The sequence below is a fragment of the Sphingobacterium hungaricum genome (genome assembly GCF_015210005.1).
Taxonomy (GTDB): domain Bacteria; phylum Bacteroidota; class Bacteroidia; order Sphingobacteriales; family Sphingobacteriaceae; genus Sphingobacterium; species Sphingobacterium hungaricum.
Map to the genome: position 1 here is coordinate 2,256,435 of NZ_MU158698.1, position 17,637 is coordinate 2,274,071.

General features: G+C 39.0%; 12 protein-coding genes. 8 read left to right on the forward strand and 4 right to left on the reverse strand.

Going from position 1 to position 17,637, the window contains the following annotated elements; translation table 11 throughout:
- Nucleotides 1-99 precede the first annotated feature (99 nt).
- Nucleotides 100-669, forward strand: a complete 570-nt coding sequence (locus C4F49_RS13055) for a hypothetical protein (RefSeq protein ID WP_196936273.1) — start codon at nt 100-102, stop codon at nt 667-669.
- A 194-nt stretch (nt 670-863) separates the two neighbouring features.
- Here the strand turns inward: C4F49_RS13055 and C4F49_RS13060 are convergent, their stop codons facing one another.
- The 4 genes from C4F49_RS13060 to C4F49_RS13075 all read right to left on the reverse strand — a co-directional run bounded on the left by C4F49_RS13060 (nt 864) and on the right by C4F49_RS13075 (nt 6,419).
- Entirely contained in the window at nt 864-1,295 is a 432-nt protein-coding gene (locus tag C4F49_RS13060; protein ID WP_196936274.1) for a nuclear transport factor 2 family protein, read from the reverse strand.
- A gap of 336 nt (nt 1,296-1,631) precedes the next feature.
- Nucleotides 1,632-2,396, reverse strand: a complete 765-nt coding sequence (locus C4F49_RS13065; protein WP_231388311.1) for a murein L,D-transpeptidase catalytic domain family protein — start codon at nt 2,394-2,396, stop codon at nt 1,632-1,634.
- 81 nt (nt 2,397-2,477) lie between these two features.
- Nucleotides 2,478-3,506 (reverse strand): L,D-transpeptidase, encoded by a 1,029-nt coding sequence (locus C4F49_RS13070; RefSeq protein ID WP_196936275.1) that lies wholly within the window; start codon nt 3,504-3,506, stop codon nt 2,478-2,480.
- Nucleotides 3,507-3,602: 96 nt separating this feature from the next.
- Nucleotides 3,603-6,419 (reverse strand): S9 family peptidase, encoded by a 2,817-nt coding sequence (locus C4F49_RS13075; RefSeq protein ID WP_196936276.1) that lies wholly within the window; start codon nt 6,417-6,419, stop codon nt 3,603-3,605.
- Between the two features lie 329 nt (nt 6,420-6,748).
- Between C4F49_RS13075 and C4F49_RS13080 the strand changes: the two genes are divergently transcribed.
- From C4F49_RS13080 to C4F49_RS13110, 7 genes are all read left to right on the forward strand, one after another.
- Complete coding sequence (locus C4F49_RS13080) at nt 6,749-7,261, forward strand: RNA polymerase sigma factor (RefSeq protein WP_196936277.1); 513 nt, start codon at nt 6,749-6,751, stop codon at nt 7,259-7,261.
- Nucleotides 7,262-7,328: 67 nt separating this feature from the next.
- Nucleotides 7,329-8,348 carry a FecR domain-containing protein gene (locus C4F49_RS13085; RefSeq protein WP_196936278.1) on the forward strand — a complete coding sequence of 340 codons (1,020 nt, stop codon included), beginning with the start codon at nt 7,329-7,331 and terminating at the stop codon, nt 8,346-8,348.
- Nucleotides 8,349-8,410: 62 nt separating this feature from the next.
- A complete protein-coding gene (locus C4F49_RS13090) occupies nt 8,411-11,446 on the forward strand; it encodes a SusC/RagA family TonB-linked outer membrane protein (RefSeq protein WP_196936279.1) in 3,036 nt (1,011 codons plus the stop codon).
- An 11-nt stretch (nt 11,447-11,457) separates the two neighbouring features.
- Nucleotides 11,458-13,149, forward strand: a complete 1,692-nt coding sequence (locus tag C4F49_RS13095) for a RagB/SusD family nutrient uptake outer membrane protein (RefSeq protein ID WP_196936280.1) — start codon at nt 11,458-11,460, stop codon at nt 13,147-13,149.
- A 36-nt stretch (nt 13,150-13,185) separates the two neighbouring features.
- Nucleotides 13,186-15,192 (forward strand): FAD-dependent oxidoreductase, encoded by a 2,007-nt coding sequence (locus C4F49_RS13100; protein WP_196936281.1) that lies wholly within the window; start codon nt 13,186-13,188, stop codon nt 15,190-15,192.
- Nucleotides 15,193-15,194: 2 nt separating this feature from the next.
- Nucleotides 15,195-16,838 (forward strand): FAD-dependent oxidoreductase, encoded by a 1,644-nt coding sequence (locus tag C4F49_RS13105; protein WP_196936282.1) that lies wholly within the window; start codon nt 15,195-15,197, stop codon nt 16,836-16,838.
- A gap of 67 nt (nt 16,839-16,905) precedes the next feature.
- Nucleotides 16,906-17,559 (forward strand): DUF4919 domain-containing protein, encoded by a 654-nt coding sequence (locus C4F49_RS13110; protein ID WP_196936283.1) that lies wholly within the window; start codon nt 16,906-16,908, stop codon nt 17,557-17,559.
- The last annotated feature ends 78 nt before the right edge of the window (nt 17,560-17,637 follow it).

Consider the following 17,637-nt stretch of genomic DNA (forward strand, 5'->3'; position numbering starts at 1 on the left):
TTTCGCGCTTGCGCAGAAATATTCCCAGAAGATATTAAAATCGATTATATAAAGTCTTATCAAGATGCCGATGAAGCTGGGAAGGACTTTATGCTCCTGATGATTTCTTTACCAACAAGCAGTAAGAAGGACCTGATTGAAAATTACGAAAATAAAAAAGCCGAAATTGAAAAACTTCAACAGGAATATTCGAAATTAATCCCTGAATATTACGTTGTAGAAATTGAATTTGAACTAGAAAGCAAAATATTGACAGTTCCTGAGCAGATTTCGATCAACATTTATTCCTTTAGCATAGAAGATTCCGACTTGACCGGAGAACCAATTCAAAAATATACAACCATTTCGCAGAATCGAGATCTTCTACCAAATTCGGAAGAACTAGATACTGTTTTAAAATCGTTAGCATGGAGCAGAGAGACACTTGCAAGAATCAAATCTTTACTCGATGAGGCAAACTGTATTTCCATAGAAAATGGAGAAATTACAACCATCGGAATTGCCTGTAGTGGTATGGGGGTGTATTCTTACAAATTATTTGACAAGCCCTTAAATCAACAGCAAAAAGAAACGTATGACGATCGTTGCCAATATATTTATTACAAGGATCATGTTGTATTGGAATATAGCAGCGGAGCGTTTGGTCAGGAATGTTTCGAAAGGGAATAGATTCTTAAGTTGTTGGATTTTATTTTTAATCTTAGATCAACGTTGCTTTAACGTGACTGATTTTGTTTTCCTTAACTATGAAATCAAATAATCCTCTGGTTTTTTCCTTTGGAAAATTACCTGTAAATTCCACAAAAAAACCTGCAATCAGATTTGAACTGATTGCAGTTTTTTTTGTTGTTATTCTGTTTTTTTTAGTTCGAGTAGCTTGTAACTACTTGGTCGATTTGCCATGCGTCATTTGCTAAAGTCATAGTCACATAGTCTGTGCGTGTAAAGTTGTCGTATTTCATCTGAACTTTTGCGATTGTGTAATTGCTGTCCGATTCGATAATTTGGTAGCTTGATGCACAGTTCTGAACGTATCCTTCTTGAGCACTTAAAAATTTAACGACTTGTTTCTTGTTGAAGTTTTGCGATTTCGACCCATTCACTCTGTGTTGGAAATGATCTGCGAAGATATATTCTCCCTTCGCTGTTTTTCCTAAAGTCGCCGTTTCAATATAAGCATCAACTAAGTTGACAGCTTTCGTAATTTTAGCAGGGCTTTCTTTTTCTGTTGCGAATGAGTTGAATGAGAATACCATTAATACAGATGCTGCGATGATTTTGATTAGATTTTGCATGACGTTGAGTTTTTTGTGTTGTTAATATTTTTTATTTGTTGTTATTTTCTGATTCAAAAGTAGCTCAGAAAATAGCCCTAGCAGATAGCTATTGGGTTAACGAACTTAAAAACTCGGTAAAAGGGATTATTTCTTCGGTTAAATTATTTAACGGGATATTTGCAAGGTTGATGAATTATGTAAGTTTAGAATAAATGAATATTTTATCCTTCAACGTTTCATGAAAAGCTGTTAATCCTATTTTTTTTAGATTTAAATACATCTAGATTTAATCACATAAAACAAAACCGCCTAAAAAATTAATTTTAGACGGTTTTTTATTCTTCTATTTATCTTTTATAAAACAGCTTGTTCTTTTGTGGTATTGACCTCATCTGATTGCGCTAACAAAGTGCGCTCAGTGGATGGTTTGACGATTTTGGTATTGGCCATGTATTCTTTGTTATCTGCATAGATAAATAACAATGAGCCATCTTTGATTGTATTGATAATGGGTTTAGTTACTTCTCTTGGAAGTGCAGGACAGCCGTAGCTTCTTCCTAAACGACCTGTAGATTTAATGATGGATTCACTGCAGTAGTCAGCGCCGTGAATAACAACAGCTCTTGCTTTCGCTTGGTCATTGATGCCTTTTTCTAATCCATCAATTACCAATGAATACCCGTTGCCACCTTGATAGGTATTTCTTGTAACATAAAATCCTAAAGAACTCTGATACGAACCATGACGGTTAGAAAATGCAGTTGCATATTTTTCACCGCTGTTTCTTCCGTGAGAGACAATGGTATGGTATAAGACTTTCTTGTTCTTCATATCCAACACGACCATGCGTTTGTCAGTAGAAGGCAACGTAAAGTCGATAATTGTGAATATGTCTTTATTCTTAGACGAAAGCGTATTGTATCCCTGCATTGCTTTTTCAAATGCATCAAATTTTAATACAGAAGCTAAATCCATGCTTTGGTATAAAGATTCAATAAGGGAAGGAGTGGGTTCGCTGATGTCGCTTGTTTGTGGTTTTTTTACTTTTATTTCCTTTTGTACTGACGGGCTTGAAGAGACCAATAATAACGTAAGGATAACTAAAAATATACTTCTCATAATCAATTTTCACTTGTTCGCCTACAAAGGTAGAATTCTAGAACTACAAAAAGTGTTAAGAAATGTTAATGTTACTATCTGTTAATCAATTACAATCACTAATGCGTTCAATGTTTTTGCCCAATCATATACGAATTTCGCGTGTGAAGAAGCATTACGGACACACATGTGAGAACGAGGAATGGTTCCTAAGCTCCAGCTGTATTCGATAATTGCGCCTTTTGGATTGTTGACAGGAACACCATGTACATACGCGCCATTCGTGAAACGGCTCGCGTAAGGAGCGAAGCCCTCAATGCTAGTTGTTCCATCTTTATGGTAATACATTTTCGCTTTTTTCTCCTGAATGACAAACATTCCAGTCGGAGTCTCCATTGCGTAAGGCGGTTTATGCCTTCCTGTCGTTGCCGGATTCATGCTGCGTACAATCCAGCCTTTATCCGTTTTCTCCAATGTACAGATATTTTGGTTAGTTACATCAACCACAACCACATGATTGAATGTCGCTGAATCACCAATATTTTTCACATAGCGTTTTGGAACATCGTAGGTTCCCTCGAAAGAAATTCCTTCCACTTTCACCATGTCCAATGTATCGCTGCTCGCTAGCTTAACCAAAAAACCATCCCGACCATAGCGAACGGGAGCGTCCGTTTCTCCAACAACATATAGTGGAGCAGATTGATAACGCTCAACACCTAAGGTGTCGGAAACACGTTTGTATGCATTCCTTTTGTAGTTCTTTACAACAGGAGCTTCGCGGTTCTTGTTTTTATAGTTTTGTAAAATGGCGTAGGTTCCTTTAGCATTCAGAAAATTCTCGACCGTGGCTAATTTCTCTTTGATTTTCTCCCATTGAAATACACGCGTGGTATCTTCATAGGGATAGGTATCCTCCAATGTATGCTTATTGTAGCTTAAATCTTTTTCGATTTTAATATCTGCAGCAGTTCGGGCTCTTAATCGTTCCTTTTCTTCTTCTTTGCGAACTTGCTCAATGGAATCCTTTTTACGCTCTTCGGTTTTGTCAGTTTCAACAGGTTTGTTTTTACAAGCCTGTAGTACGATTAACAGAAAAACAAGGTATAAACTGTATTTAATTAAATTCATTAATTTCCTTAATAGGTTTGTTTATTGCTTTGTACGCAAATATAGACAATACCTTGATTTATACCTTGCTTTATTTTTATTCTTGTCAGCAAATCGCTAGTTGTATTCAAATCCCCAATCAATTCCCTTGTTGATTGCAGGAACACCAGATTTCATCCAGTTTGGAGCAGGTGTGCCTTTTAAGTAATGGTCAAAAAATTGTGCTTCGCGAATCTGAATATCTTTACGATTTTGTCTTTGCATTAAATTGTGTTCATCGCCATTGTAATTTAACATCCAGACAGGTTTCTGCAAACGTCTTAAGGCTGTAAACATTTCAATCCCTTGATACCAAGGCACTGCTCCATCATTGTCATTGGCCATAATAACGACCGGAGTATTTACTTTGTCCATAAAGAATAATGGTGAATTCTCAATGTACAGCTCGCGGTTTTCCCAAAGTGTCTTACCTATACGGCTTTGCGTATTTTCATACTGGAATTGACGTGACATGCCTGATTGCCAGCGAATTCCGCCATAAGCTGATGTCATGTTGACAACAGGTGCGCCAGTCCAAGCAGCAGCGTACATGTTGGTGCGCGTAATTAAATGGGCTACTTGATATCCACCCCAACTTTGTCCCTGAATTCCCATCTTAGTCGAATCAACCCAGCTATTTTGAGCTAAATAACGCATGCCCGAATTAATGTATTCTTCAGCAGATTTTCCTGGATAGCCATCTTCATACGAAATGTCTGGTGCGAAAACCAAATACTCATTCGAAACAAAATAGGGGATATTCAACCGTGAAGGTGTAGGTGCAGGAGCTTGATAACTGTACAGACCATCACTTAGTTTTTCATAAAAATAAGCAATGATTGGATATTTTTTATTCGGATCAAAGTTCTCCGGTTTGTATAAAATACCTGAAGCTTCATGACCGTTTGGCGTAACCCAATTGACCAATTCCGCTGTTCCCCAGTTGTAATCTTGCTGTTGTGGATTGATGTCTGTTACGCGGGTTTCGTTCTTGAAATTAGTCGTATAGAATAGATTTGGCGATAATTCGTAATTCTCTTTAGTATAAATAAAATGTTCAAGATCGGTCGAAGCACTTAGTTGGCGAATCGTGAATGGAACTAATACAATTTCTTTTGGATTGCTATTCTTGTCCGGATGTGTTTGAAACAAGCCACTAAATTTGGTTTTCGTGTCAAATGCGTCTAAGTAAATATTTCCTTTTTTATTTAATAGTGACGTTCTGTATCGCGGATTATCATTTGTCGAAAAGTCCTGGTAGCGTAAAACGATGTTGTTGATGCGGCCGTAGGCTTGCGTTACATTTTTCTTCTCTTTCCCAACGAAATCAAAATACCAGATGTCGTATCGGTCGTTAATGTAAACTCCATTGCCGTCTGTAGACCATGCGGCGATGCCGTAAGAACCCGGTAAAGCGGGGACATCATTTTCTTCATCGACGAAACTTACCGGTAAATTTACATTCAATTGAATGGTGCTGTTTTTTTCAACCGAATATGAAAACCAATTTCCAGTTTCACGGTCGAAATAAACCACATTTTTTCCGTCAGGAGAAAGATAGGCTTGTCCATTCAAGTTCGATTTCACAGTTTTCTTCTGTCCGTTCAAAGTCGAAATAAGATAGACATCCGAGTTCGTAGAGCCTTGCCATTGCGCAGCAATGCGATTTCCGAAATCAGTACTTGCTAAGACCCATTCATTATTCGCCTCATCCGTCGTACTTACCCGATTGAATGTGTCATCCACAAGCGAAAGAATGGAAGACCCTTGTTTTGGAGAGACAACCGCTAAGTAGTTCCGCGATTGGTCCCGCTTTAAATTAGCCAATTGCTGCGGTTGCAAGTAATCATCTTGCCAGCTCCAAATATCGACTTTCGCGTGTTCGAATTCGACCAAAGTTGTGTCTTTTACTCGTGGTATCGGTGCTAAACCTAGAAAAAGTTTCTCGCCATTTGCGCTAAAGTTTAAGTTTGCATCAGGGCTCACGTACCAATTTGCAGGAACGCCAGTAGAATTTTGAGCAGCTATGATGCGCGCAGTATCCAATGCTGAGGTATAATAGTACACCTTGAAATCTTTCAGCAATGATTTTTCGGGAGTTTTATCGGCAAGAAATACAACCTGCTGTGATTGGTCATCAAAGGTGAAATTTTTGTAGTTTCCTTTTCCGTTGCTGATTTTCTTGATGCTTTTCGATTCTATCGAATAGATGTAGACGCCGGGATCCGTCGAAACGCTATCTTTTTCATCTACTTTCTTTGAGAAGATCAAATGCTGTCCATCTCCGCTGAATTCATAGGCGTCAGCCTTCCAGAAATTGACTGTATCTCCTGTCGGAAGATGATAAAGAGTAAGAACGGTCTCTGCTTTCGGTTTTTTTGAGGATGCTTTGTTCGTCGAAGTTGAATCGGTACTATCTACTTTCGCTTCAGGCCTTATTTCGCTTAAGAAAGCTAAATAATCCTGCTGAAATAAGGGAAGCTTGTAAGATTTTAATGCAGGATATTTCTGTTGTGTCTGCGTTTGTAAGTTAGCAATCAACAGCGAATCTTTTGGCATTTCATCCGGCTTCTTCTTTTTGATTTTCGCTTGGTGAGTCTCTTGAAATGTAGGTTTTATCGTCGAAATAAAAAAGGTTTCGTTATGTGTGAGATTTGGATTCGAACCTCTGTCCACCTTCAGGATCAATTCGTTTTGTTTATTCTTTACTTCAACTGTAGCGTCGCCTTCTTGCGGGACGATGCTGTAGAATAGGATATTCCCCGTCTTGCTGATCTTGGCATTAGACAGACTTTTCCAGTTGTCATAAACCGTATGATCTATGGGTTTCTTTTGCGCAAAGGAATTTGAAATACCCAGGCTTAACAAAAACAATAAGCAATGTTTAAACTTCATTATGTTCGTTTAATATTTATAAAATCGTGTTTTTCAACTGTAAATATAAGAGTTAATGAGGAATTTGGTTTGTTCATCCTCAGTAACAATTCTGCTAGCAACTTCTTCCCTGCAGATTTAAATAAACCTTAGCTGGCTGTTTACCTGATGGAGAATCTAGCCGATGACCGAAAGTCAGGAACAATTCCGTATCTGTCAATTACTTTAACTGATTAGAAACAAGCACAGCTATCTGAATTTACTTTCGAATGGTTTGATTAAATTCTTTACATTTGAATTAATATCTATATTCGATAGGCCTATAATCATAATTTAAGACTATTAATCAAATGAATACTTTTGATGAAATCTTTTTCAAAGATATTTTTCATACTTACTACGATAAAATTTTTTTGGGGTTTTATAAAAGAACAAATTCATATGAGATTGCTCAAGATTTAACGCAGCTTACATTTATCAAGTTTTGGAATTATAGGGATTCTCATGATTTTAATCTATCTGCGGAAATTCAGCTGTTTCGAAAAGCGAAACTGATTTTTATCGATTGGCTTCGCAAACAAGCAAATGAACGAGAATTGATGAAATCAATCAAAGAGAGCGGTAAAATCAACTTTGAAGAGATACAAGTCGATTTAAAAAATTCCTTATCGCATGCTGTCGATCAACTGCCACCGATGCGCAAGAAAGTTTTCTTGCTTTCTTACATTGAAGGATTTAGCCATAAAGAAATTGCAGAGAAATTAAATATCTCCATACGTACGGTTGATGGACATGTGTTAAAAGCGCTTCAACAATTGCGAAAAATTCTTGCCTTAATTTTCATTTTGCAAAATATAAATTAATTTATTTTTCACAGAGTAGGTAGTTTGAGCATTTGAAACGTATTGCTATATAAAATGCTTAAAAATTGTGAATAAAGACCAGGTAGAAAAGTTTCTTTCAAATAAATGCACTTACGATGAATGTCTTGAAATGGCATCCTATTTCGAAAAAGATACGGAGGCATTAGATGCATTGGCTTTATTCGAAGAGCTTGGAGAAGAAAAACTAAATTTTAGTCTTGAAGCGGATAAGGAAAAATTCTTAAATGACTTATTTCCTACTGATCAGCCTGCGAAAAGAAAACCTTGGATTCCTTACCTAAGTTATGTAGCTGTTCTGTTTATTCTTCTGTTTTCTTATCTGACGTTTAGCCCAAATTCTACATTGAAATTTATCAATGAATCACATACATTCAGCAACTATTCATCGACCAACAAACTGTTTTATTTTCCGGATAGCTCCTACGTATTGCTTGCGCCTCAATCGGTTGTAAATTATGCGGATGATTATGCAGAAAAGCGGATCGTCAATCAGTTAAGTGGAAAAGGAATTTATTCAGTTCGAAAAAATCAATCAAATGCTTTTCGAGTTGTTAGCAAAGGGATTGAAACCAAGGCAATAGGAACTGTTTTTACCGTGAATGAATTATCTGAAAATTCAATCCAAATCAAATTGCTGGAAGGGAAGATTGTTGTCGAAGATGTCGAAAGAGCAAAAACGGGACAGATTTTCCTAGATACAGACCATTCCTTGCTGATCAATCCAAAGACATTTAGCTATACCATTGAGGGCAAGCAAAAATCAAGTTCTGGTAAACATTGGAAATTTGATCAGGAGGAATCCGAAATCCTCGGGGTTCTAAGTACAGTAGAATGGAGCAATTCAGAGGTTAAATTTTTGAAGATCGAAAATCAAGAATTATTTCACGTAATCGAAACAGTATTTGGAATTGCGGTCATCGCAAAAGACGATTCAATTTTACATGGAAATTTCACAGGAAGTCTATATAGGGGAGATGATATAGAAACCTTGATTGGAAATTTCTGCCAACTAAATAATTGTTCGTTTCAAATGAATGAGAACATGATTGAGATAACTAAAAATTAAGAAAGGAAAAGCATGAGCTAAACACATTCGAATAAAAAAATTATAACTCTAAAAACTAATTTATGATAACCAAATTAATAAACTACTTGCTGGTTGGCATGTTGCTATCTACCTATATAGCAGCGAGCGCCCAATCACCTATTCTTACAACGGGTAAAGTCATTACCATCGATGGCAAAGGATTGCCGGGAGCTACAGTTAAATTTGTAAATGCCCAAAATAATGAATTGGTCACGGAAATTTCGGCTGACGAAGATGGCGTGTTTCAGATAAATTCGCTATCCGATAAAATAGTCTATAACATATACGCGCAGCACGTTGGTTTTCACCAAGAAGCCATCCTCAATTTCGTCGTATCTGCCAACAAAACCAATTCGATTTTAATTCGTCTCAAAGATGATCAATCGGAGATTGACGAAGTTGTCGTTGTTGGATATGGCACTCAGAAAAAAGTAAATCTGACCGGTGCGGTTTCAACTGTTTCAGGAAAGGACATTGCAACACGTCCTGTCGGACAGACCACAGCCGCCCTTCAGGGGATGGCTCCAGGAGTCACCATTACCCAACGTTCTGGAAAACCGGGAAGTGATGGCGGCGATATTCGGATCCGTGGAATCGGTACGCTTGGTAGTGCTGGGCCAATGGTGTTAATTGATGGAATCGAAGGCTCAATCAATAACATCGATCCGAATTTAATTGAATCAGTTTCTATTTTGAAGGATGCCGCTTCTTCGTCAATCTACGGATCAAGAGCAGCAAATGGTGTTATTCTCGTGACTACAAAACGTGGCGCTGGCGATAAGATTTCGATTTCTTACAACAATTATTTCGGCTGGCAAAACCCAACAAACATGCCAGAGATAGTCAATGCGTTAGATCATATGTTGCTGACCAATGAGGCATACACCAATGTCGGAAGTTCTCCACTGTATCCTGAAGATATTCTCGAGGCTTATCGTTTGCAAGGTTCGGGCAGCTCGGATCAATATCCAAATACCGATTGGCAAAAGGAATCCTTGTTGGGAAACGGTTTCCAACAAAGTCATTTCGTCACCATTAACGGAGGAACCAATAATGTAAAAATGCTTGCTTCCCTCGGATATTATGACCAAAACGGTCTGACGCTCAACAGTGGTTTTAGGAGATACACGATCCGCAACAACATCGATATCAAATTTTCAGAGAAATTTTTGGCGAAGATCGATCTTCAATATGTGAATCCAATAGTGACTTCTCCATCAGCAGGGATAGAAAATATTTTTCAATGGATGAACAGTATTCCTGCAAATCAATCTTTCCGTAATTCGGATGGAACTTGGGGATTGGGATGGAATGGAAACAATTCGGTTTCTGCCGCAATGGATGGTGGCGTATCGCTAAATAAAGCACCGTTTGGGTCGATCAATGCGAGTGTTATTTACAAACCTTTAGATTGGCTGACCGCAGAAGTAAATTATGCGCCAAAATATGCTACTCAAGTAAATAAAAATTTCAGGGAAGTTGTGCAATCTCATCATCCAGATGGAACGCCAAGCTTCGCTGTGCCTGTGCGTGCTTCGCTCACTCAGTACAGTTCGCAAGATATGTACAATAACATGCGTGCGACGGTAAATATGGCCAAAGATTTCGGAGATCATAACCTGTCCCTATTGCTTGGTGCCTCTAGGGAAGATTTTACAACAGATTACATACAAGGTTTTCGAGATATTTTTGTCTTGCCGGAATTCCCAGTCTTGGATGCTGGTTCTGCTTTGAACCAATCCGCGACAGGAAGTGCTTCGGAATGGGCTTTGCAATCATTTTTCTCCAGATTCAATTACAACTACAAACAGAAATATTTATTGGAGCTCAATGCACGCTATGATGGGTCATCTCGTTTTCTAAAAGGAAACCGCTATGGTTTCTTTCCTTCGATGTCCGCAGGATGGCGCTTCACGGAAGAATCTTTTATGTCAGAAGCGAAGTCATGGCTGAATGAAGGTAAAGTTCGTTTTTCTTGGGGACAGCTAGGAAATCAAAACATTGGAACCTATCCAGCAGTTGCGGCGTTGAACCTCGGATCTTATACTTTAGGAAATGAAATTATTAATACAGCTGCGCTGAATGATCTATCCAATCCAAACATCACCTGGGAATCTTCGGAGGAGAAAAATTTTGGTATTGACTTAACCTTATTCAGGAATTTTACCTTGACTGCTGATTATTATTCGCGCAAGACAAGCGATATCTTGTTGCAGTTGAATATCCCTTTGATTTTGGGTTTGAATCCACCTTACCAAAATGCAGGAGTTGTTGAGAATAAAGGCTGGGAAGTTTCCTTGGGTTATCGGAATGATTTCGATAAAGAGTTTCGATACAGCTTTACGTTCAACTTATCGGATGTAAGGAATAAAGTGTTGGATATGAAGGGAATCAACCAAACTGGATTGACCGTCAACCGTGAAGGTTTTCCGATCAATTCTATTTTCGGATACGAAACAGAAGGCTATTTTCAGTCTGCTGATGAAATTGCAAGCCATGCTACACAATTTGGAACCTTGGCGCCTGGCGATCTGAAATACAAAGACCAAAATGGAGATGGGAAAATCAACGAGAGTGATAAGGTCATTATCGGAAATCCGATCCCAAGATATACCTACTCATTAAATAGCAACTTCTCGTACAAAGGAATAGATTTAAGCTTCTTGCTGCAAGGTGTCGGGAAAGCTAACGGCTATTTGTATGGCGCAGGGATCCAGCCTTTCACAACAACGGGCGCTATCGGAGGAACCATCCGTGAAGATAACAAAGATCGCTGGACTCCAGAAAATCCGAATGCGGCCTATCCGCGCTTGGCTTTTGGTCAGAATAACAATCAGCAGGCTTCGCAGTTTTGGATGCGCGATGCATCTTACCTGAGGCTTAAAAATCTGCAGATCGGATACAAGATTCCATTGAAAAACAATACGATTAAAAACCTTCGTGTTTTTGCCAATGGATCTAATCTATTCAGCATTGATAATTTCTGGGAAGGGTATGATGTCGAAGCGCCAATAGGCGTTGGAAATTATTATCCTCAGGTTCAGGTGTACACATTTGGTGTTGACGTTACTTTCTAAATTATAAAGAAATGAAAATATTTAAAACATGGAAATATTGCTTAGGATTGGTAATATTTAGTTTAACTGTTCAATCTTGCGATGATTACTTAGACCGTAAACCCTTGTTCGGTCCCTCGGATGAACAATATTTTGCGAATTTGGATGAATTGGTTTTGGTCGTTAATGGACTATATAGCGCAATGGTGTTTCACCCGATTGATGATATGCCGGTAAACATGACGATCGATGATGCAACGGATATTGGCTGGGACAGAAATACCTCCGCTTTGCAATCCATTGGGCGTGGCGATCATGATAGTAATAATGGTTATGTATTAAGCATTTGGACAAATGCATACAAAATAATCGGCAAGTGTAATTTCGTATTAAATAATATCAATAAGCTAGATGGAAAGATTGATGCGGCAATTTATAAGCGTTATGTCGCGGAAGCTAAGTTTATCCGTGCCTACACGTATCAGTATTTAGCTGATTATTTTGGTGGCGTGCCTTTGATGACGAATTCTGTAACCTTGAGCGAAGCACAAGTTCCCAAAGTCTCAAAAGATGCTGTAATAGATTTTGTTTTGGAAGAACTTCAAACAGCGTCTGTTGATCTGCCAGTCAGTTATGGCGGTGCAGACGTCGGACGTGCCACGAAAGGTGCTGCATTGGCTATTCGCGCAAGAGCGGCATTGAATAGCGGACGTTGGAGAGAGGCGGAGCAATCGGCGAAAGCCGTTATGGACTTGGATGCTTATAGTTTGCATGATGATTATGGGGAACTGTTTTCATACGCTGGCCAAAATTCGAATGAAATTATTTTTGCTTACCAATATTTGCGTTTGCAAAATACGAGAACGCATGGCGTTACGCGCGCATTCTTGTCAAGAAACGCGCAGGGCACATCGAATAAAATTCCTTCTCAATCCCTTATCGATGCCTTTTTATGTACGGATGGGTTAGAGATCGATAACTCGCCAACATTCAATCCTCAAAAGCCTTTTGAAAACCGAGACCCGAGATTATCTTTTACCGTTGCTTTGCCAGGTTCAGAATTTTTTGGCTTCCAGTTTGAAACGCATAAGGATAGCATACGGGTTTGGAATTACGCATACAATACATCCATTCCGATGCGAATTGCAAATGAAGATGCGATCAATGCTTATGCCTCGTTTTCGGGCTATTGCTGGAAAAAATATGTGGATTTTCTGGATAAAGATTTCACGATGCAGTCGGAATTGAATATTACCCAGTCTCGCTATGCCGAAATTTTATTGATTTATGCGGAAGCAAAAATAGAATTGAATGAATTAGATGCAACAGTGTACGACGCGCTAAATGATTTGCGCAGTCGCCCAACGGTAGATATGCCGATAATTGCTGCTGGTAAAAATCAATTGCAGCTAAGACAAATTGTTCGAAAAGAACGTTTATATGAACTGGCAAATGAAGGTTTTAGAATGGTCGATTTGAGAAGATGGGAATTGGCTGATAAATTTATGAATTCGAGTTTATACGGAAGGATTCCGAAAGGGCTGTTGAGCAATGCGCCTAGCATTGATGAAAATGGATTTGTAGATTATTCAGGCGTTGCAAATAGAGCAGAAATGAGGGTGATTGAAGTGCGGAAATTTAATCCAGCCAGAGACTACTTGTGGCCAATACCAAACATCGAAACAGTCACCAACAGTAACTTGGAGCAGAACCCAGGGTATTAAATTTTGAAAATTTAGTTAAACATAAAGAAACAAAACATGAAGAAATTAATGAGTATAGCCATACTGGTTTTAGCTAGTCTGACGGGGTTGAAAGCTCAGCAACAGATAAATGTCGATCTGTGTATTTATGGAGGAACTTCCGCAGGAATCATTGCCGCTTACACAGCGTCGAAAGCGGGCAAATCAGTATTGATTATCGAACCAAGCCAGCATTTGGGAGGCTTAAGTTCGGGTGGGCTTGGGATGACCGATATCGGAAATAAATACGTCGTGAAAGGATTGGCGTTGGATTTTTACCGCAAGCTCGGAAAGCATTACAATACATTTGAGCAATGGATCTTTGAACCTAAAGTTGCTAGCGCAATTTTTATGGATTATTTGAAAAACTGCGATGCTAAAGTCATGAAAGGTCGTGTATTGAGCAAAGTGAACAAAAATGGAACAACAATAGAAAGCGTAGTTATTCACGATGCTGAAAAACCAACAGCAGGGCAGGCTGTTGTAAACGCTAAAATATTTATGGACTGCACCTATGAAGGTGATTTGTTTGCACTTGCTGGCGCTTCCTATCATGTTGGGAGAGAAGATAATGCAGTTTATGGAGAAACGCTAAATGGTGTACAGCTCTTGGACGGCCATCAATTTCCTAACGGAATAGATCCATACGTAGAAAGAGGCAACAAAAATAGCGGTTTACTATGGGGGATCAATGCAGATCCCGTCTTGCCAAAAGGAACTGGCGATAAAAAAGTACAGGCTTACAATTACCGAATTGCATTAACAAATGTTCCAGCGAATCGGGTAGAAATTACAAAACCTGAAAATTACGATCCAGCGAAATACGAAGTGCTAAAACGGCAGAAAGAAATTCAGAAATGGAAAAGTCTTCAAGATGTTTTTATTTGGTCATTGATGCCCAATGGAAAAACAGATATCAATAATCGGAATGGTTTTTCTACAGACATGATCGGCGCAAACTGGGCGTATCCAGAAGCCAATTATGAAGAACGGAAAAAAATTATCAAAGCGCACGAGGATTATACCAAAGGTTTACTATACTTTGTTGGAAATGACCCAGCTGTTCCAGAATTTATCCGTCAGGAAATGAAAACTTGGGGATATCCGAAAGACGAGTATGTTGACAATAAAAACTGGTCGCCCCAATTGTACATTCGCGAAGCGAGAAGATTGGTAGGAGAATTGGTCATGACGCAACATCATTGCCAGGGTAGGGAAGTCGTAGCCGATGAGGTCGGTTATGCAGCTTATACCATGGACTCGCATAACTGTGATCGGGTGGTGGTTAATGGCATGGTTAAAAATGAAGGTAATGTGGAAGTCGGTGGATTTCCTCCGTTTCCGATTTCTTATCGCGCGATCATTCCTAAAAAAAATGAAGTCAGCAATTTAATTGTTCCCGTCTGTCTTTCAGCAAGCCACATCGCTTTTGGTTCGATTAGAATGGAACCTGTGTTTATGGTTCTGGGACAATCAGGAGCCGTGGCGGCATGTCTAGCCATTGATCAAGGCACGGACGTTCATGCCGTCAATGTGGATGATATCAAGCGAATCTTGAGTGAAAACCCAAAAGCTGACCATCGACAAGCAGATGAACTGATTCATGTTTCAGATTCAGACTTAGTTTCATTGACTGGAAATTGGGAAAATGGAAAGTCCAAAGGATATGGAATGAGCTATAAAGAAGCCGATTCGGAAGCAACTAGCGTAGCGAAATTCAATACTTCGAAAAATTTTAAATCTGGTAAATACAAACTTTATACGTATTTTCCCAAAACTGAAGCAAGTTCTTCGACCTTAACCATCAATGTCTTTAACGGAAAAGATGTAAAATCCAATTTGGTTGACTTGAATAAAGTTGAAATCAAAGGACAGACAACGAGTACTTGGGTTGACTTAGGTGAATATGCTTTTGACACAGCTTCAGATAAACCTTATATTGAAATTAGTACTGAAAACACAAACGGAACAGTTGCGGCAAATGCTGTTTTGCTTGTGCCGATTACTGACCAAAAAAATAAATAAACATGAGAAGATTTAATCTGACCTTCGTATTCATTGCCATATTTGCTTTTTCTGCTGCTTATGGGGCCTCTGTTCATAAAGCTGATGTGGTGATCTATGGTGGAACATCTGCCGCGATCACTTCGGCGGTAGAATTAAAAAGATCCGGTAAATCGGTTATTATCGTATCGCCCGACCTGCACTTAGGTGGATTATCATCCGGAGGATTAGGTTTTACCGACACCGGAAATAAAGCTGTAATCGGCGGCTTGGCACGTGAATTCTACCAAAAAGTTTACGACCATTACGAGCAAAAAGATGCATGGCTTTGGCAGACTAAAGAATCTTATGGAAATAAAGGACAAGGCACGCCAGCGATGGATGGCGCTAACCGAACAATGTGGATTTTCGAACCCCATGTTGCCGAATCCATTATGGAAAATTGGGTCAAAGAATATGATTTGCAGGTTTTTCGTGAAGAATTTTTGGACCGTTCTTCGACTGGGTTAACAAAAGAAAACGGGAAAATTATTCGATTCAAAACATTGAAAGGCAACACATTTGAAGCCAAGATTTTTATTGACGCAACTTACGAAGGCGATTTGATGGCAGCTGCGGATGTTAGCTATCATGTAGGTAGGGAAGCGAATGCCGTGTACAATGAGAAGTGGAATGGCGTCCAAGTTGGCGTGCTGCATCATGACCATTATTTCAAAACGGATATCAGTCCTTATGTTATTCCCGGAGATAAAAGCAGCGGATTGCTCTACGGTGTTTCTCCCGAACAACCGGGAAATTTTGGAGAAGGGGATGACCGATTGCAGGCCTATTGTTTCCGGATGTGCCTGACCAACCATCCTGAAAATCTCGTCGCTTTTCCTCAACCGGCGAACTACAATCCTGCAAACTATGAGCTGTTGCTTCGCGTACTGAACAGCGGATGGCGAGATACGTTTAGAAAGTTTGACCCCATTCCGAACAAGAAAACCGATACCAATAATCATGGCCCTTTCAGCACCGATTTTATTGGAATGAATTATGATTATCCTGAAGCCACATACGAGCGCAGAAAGGAAATCATTGAAGCACATAAAGAATATCAAAAAGGTCTGTTTTATTTCCTGGCGAATGATTCCAAAGTTCCGGAAGAAGTGCGTACGGAAATGCAGAAATGGGGCTTGGCAAAAGATGAATTTAAAGACAACGAGAACTGGCCTCACCAACTCTACATTCGCGAAGCGCGAAGAATGGTAGGAGATTATGTGATGACCGAGCATGATACATTCAGCGATCGGGAAATCAATAATTCAATCGGTATGGGTTCGTATGCATTGGATTCGCATAATGTGCAACGATATGTGAAAGAAAATGGTTTCGTCCAAAATGAGGGCGATATCGGTGTGCATCCAAAACAGCCGTATAGAATTTCGTATGGCTCGATAGTTCCGAAAGAAATTGAATGTACGAATCTCTTAGTTCCCGTTTGCATTTCAAGCTCGCATATCGCGTTTGGTTCGATTCGAATGGAGCCGGTTTTTATGATCTTGGGCCAAAGTGCTGCTTTAGCAGCAAGCATTGCTATTGATGAAAACCGTACGGTCCAATCAGTTGACTATGGCAAATTACAGAAAAAATTAATCGAACGTAAGCAGGTCTTATCGAATTAGTTTTTCGCCTATTTAATCCATTGTTTTCGATTTTTTATTCTTAGTTTAGAATACCCAAGAATGAATTATGAAACAATGGATTATTTTTATTTTGGCAGTTTCTAGCAGTTTTTGTGCTGCGCAAGAAATGAATAGAACAGCACCGGATTATGAGTCGATCAAAACCTTGATTGCTCAAGATGACGAACATAATTATCAAAAGCTGCTGTCGCGATTTCAGGATGCCGATTCTACTTTGACTAAAGAAGAATACGACCTGTTGTATTTTGGTCAATATTTTCAGCCCGATTACCATCCTTATAAAACATACAATAATGAGCTGATTAAATTATACCGTGAAAATAATATCGAAGAATTCATTAAACAAGGAGAAGAAAGTTTTCGAAAAAATCCTTTTGATTTGAGGTTGAATTATTACCTAATGATTGCTTATGAGGATTTGGGTGATGAAATAAACTTCGATCGTGTCTCCAGAAAATTTTATGCGATGGTAGAAGCAATCGGCATGAGCGGCGATGGGAATTCCTCCAAGACAGGATTCCATGTCATGAATGTCTCTGACGAATATGTAGTTTTAAACATTTTGGGATTCGATTCTAAATCTCAACGCGTCGTCGATTCCTGCGATTACCATGAACTAGAAGAGAATGATATTGATTTAAAAGGAATATATTTTGACGTCTCTAAGATTTTTGAAGCGTCGAATAAACTTTTTAAGTAGTTTTTGCAAGTAGCTGATCTCGTCTAAATCATAATCAGTTCTTGTTCGATTCTACCGATTGCAGATTTTGATGCTGGC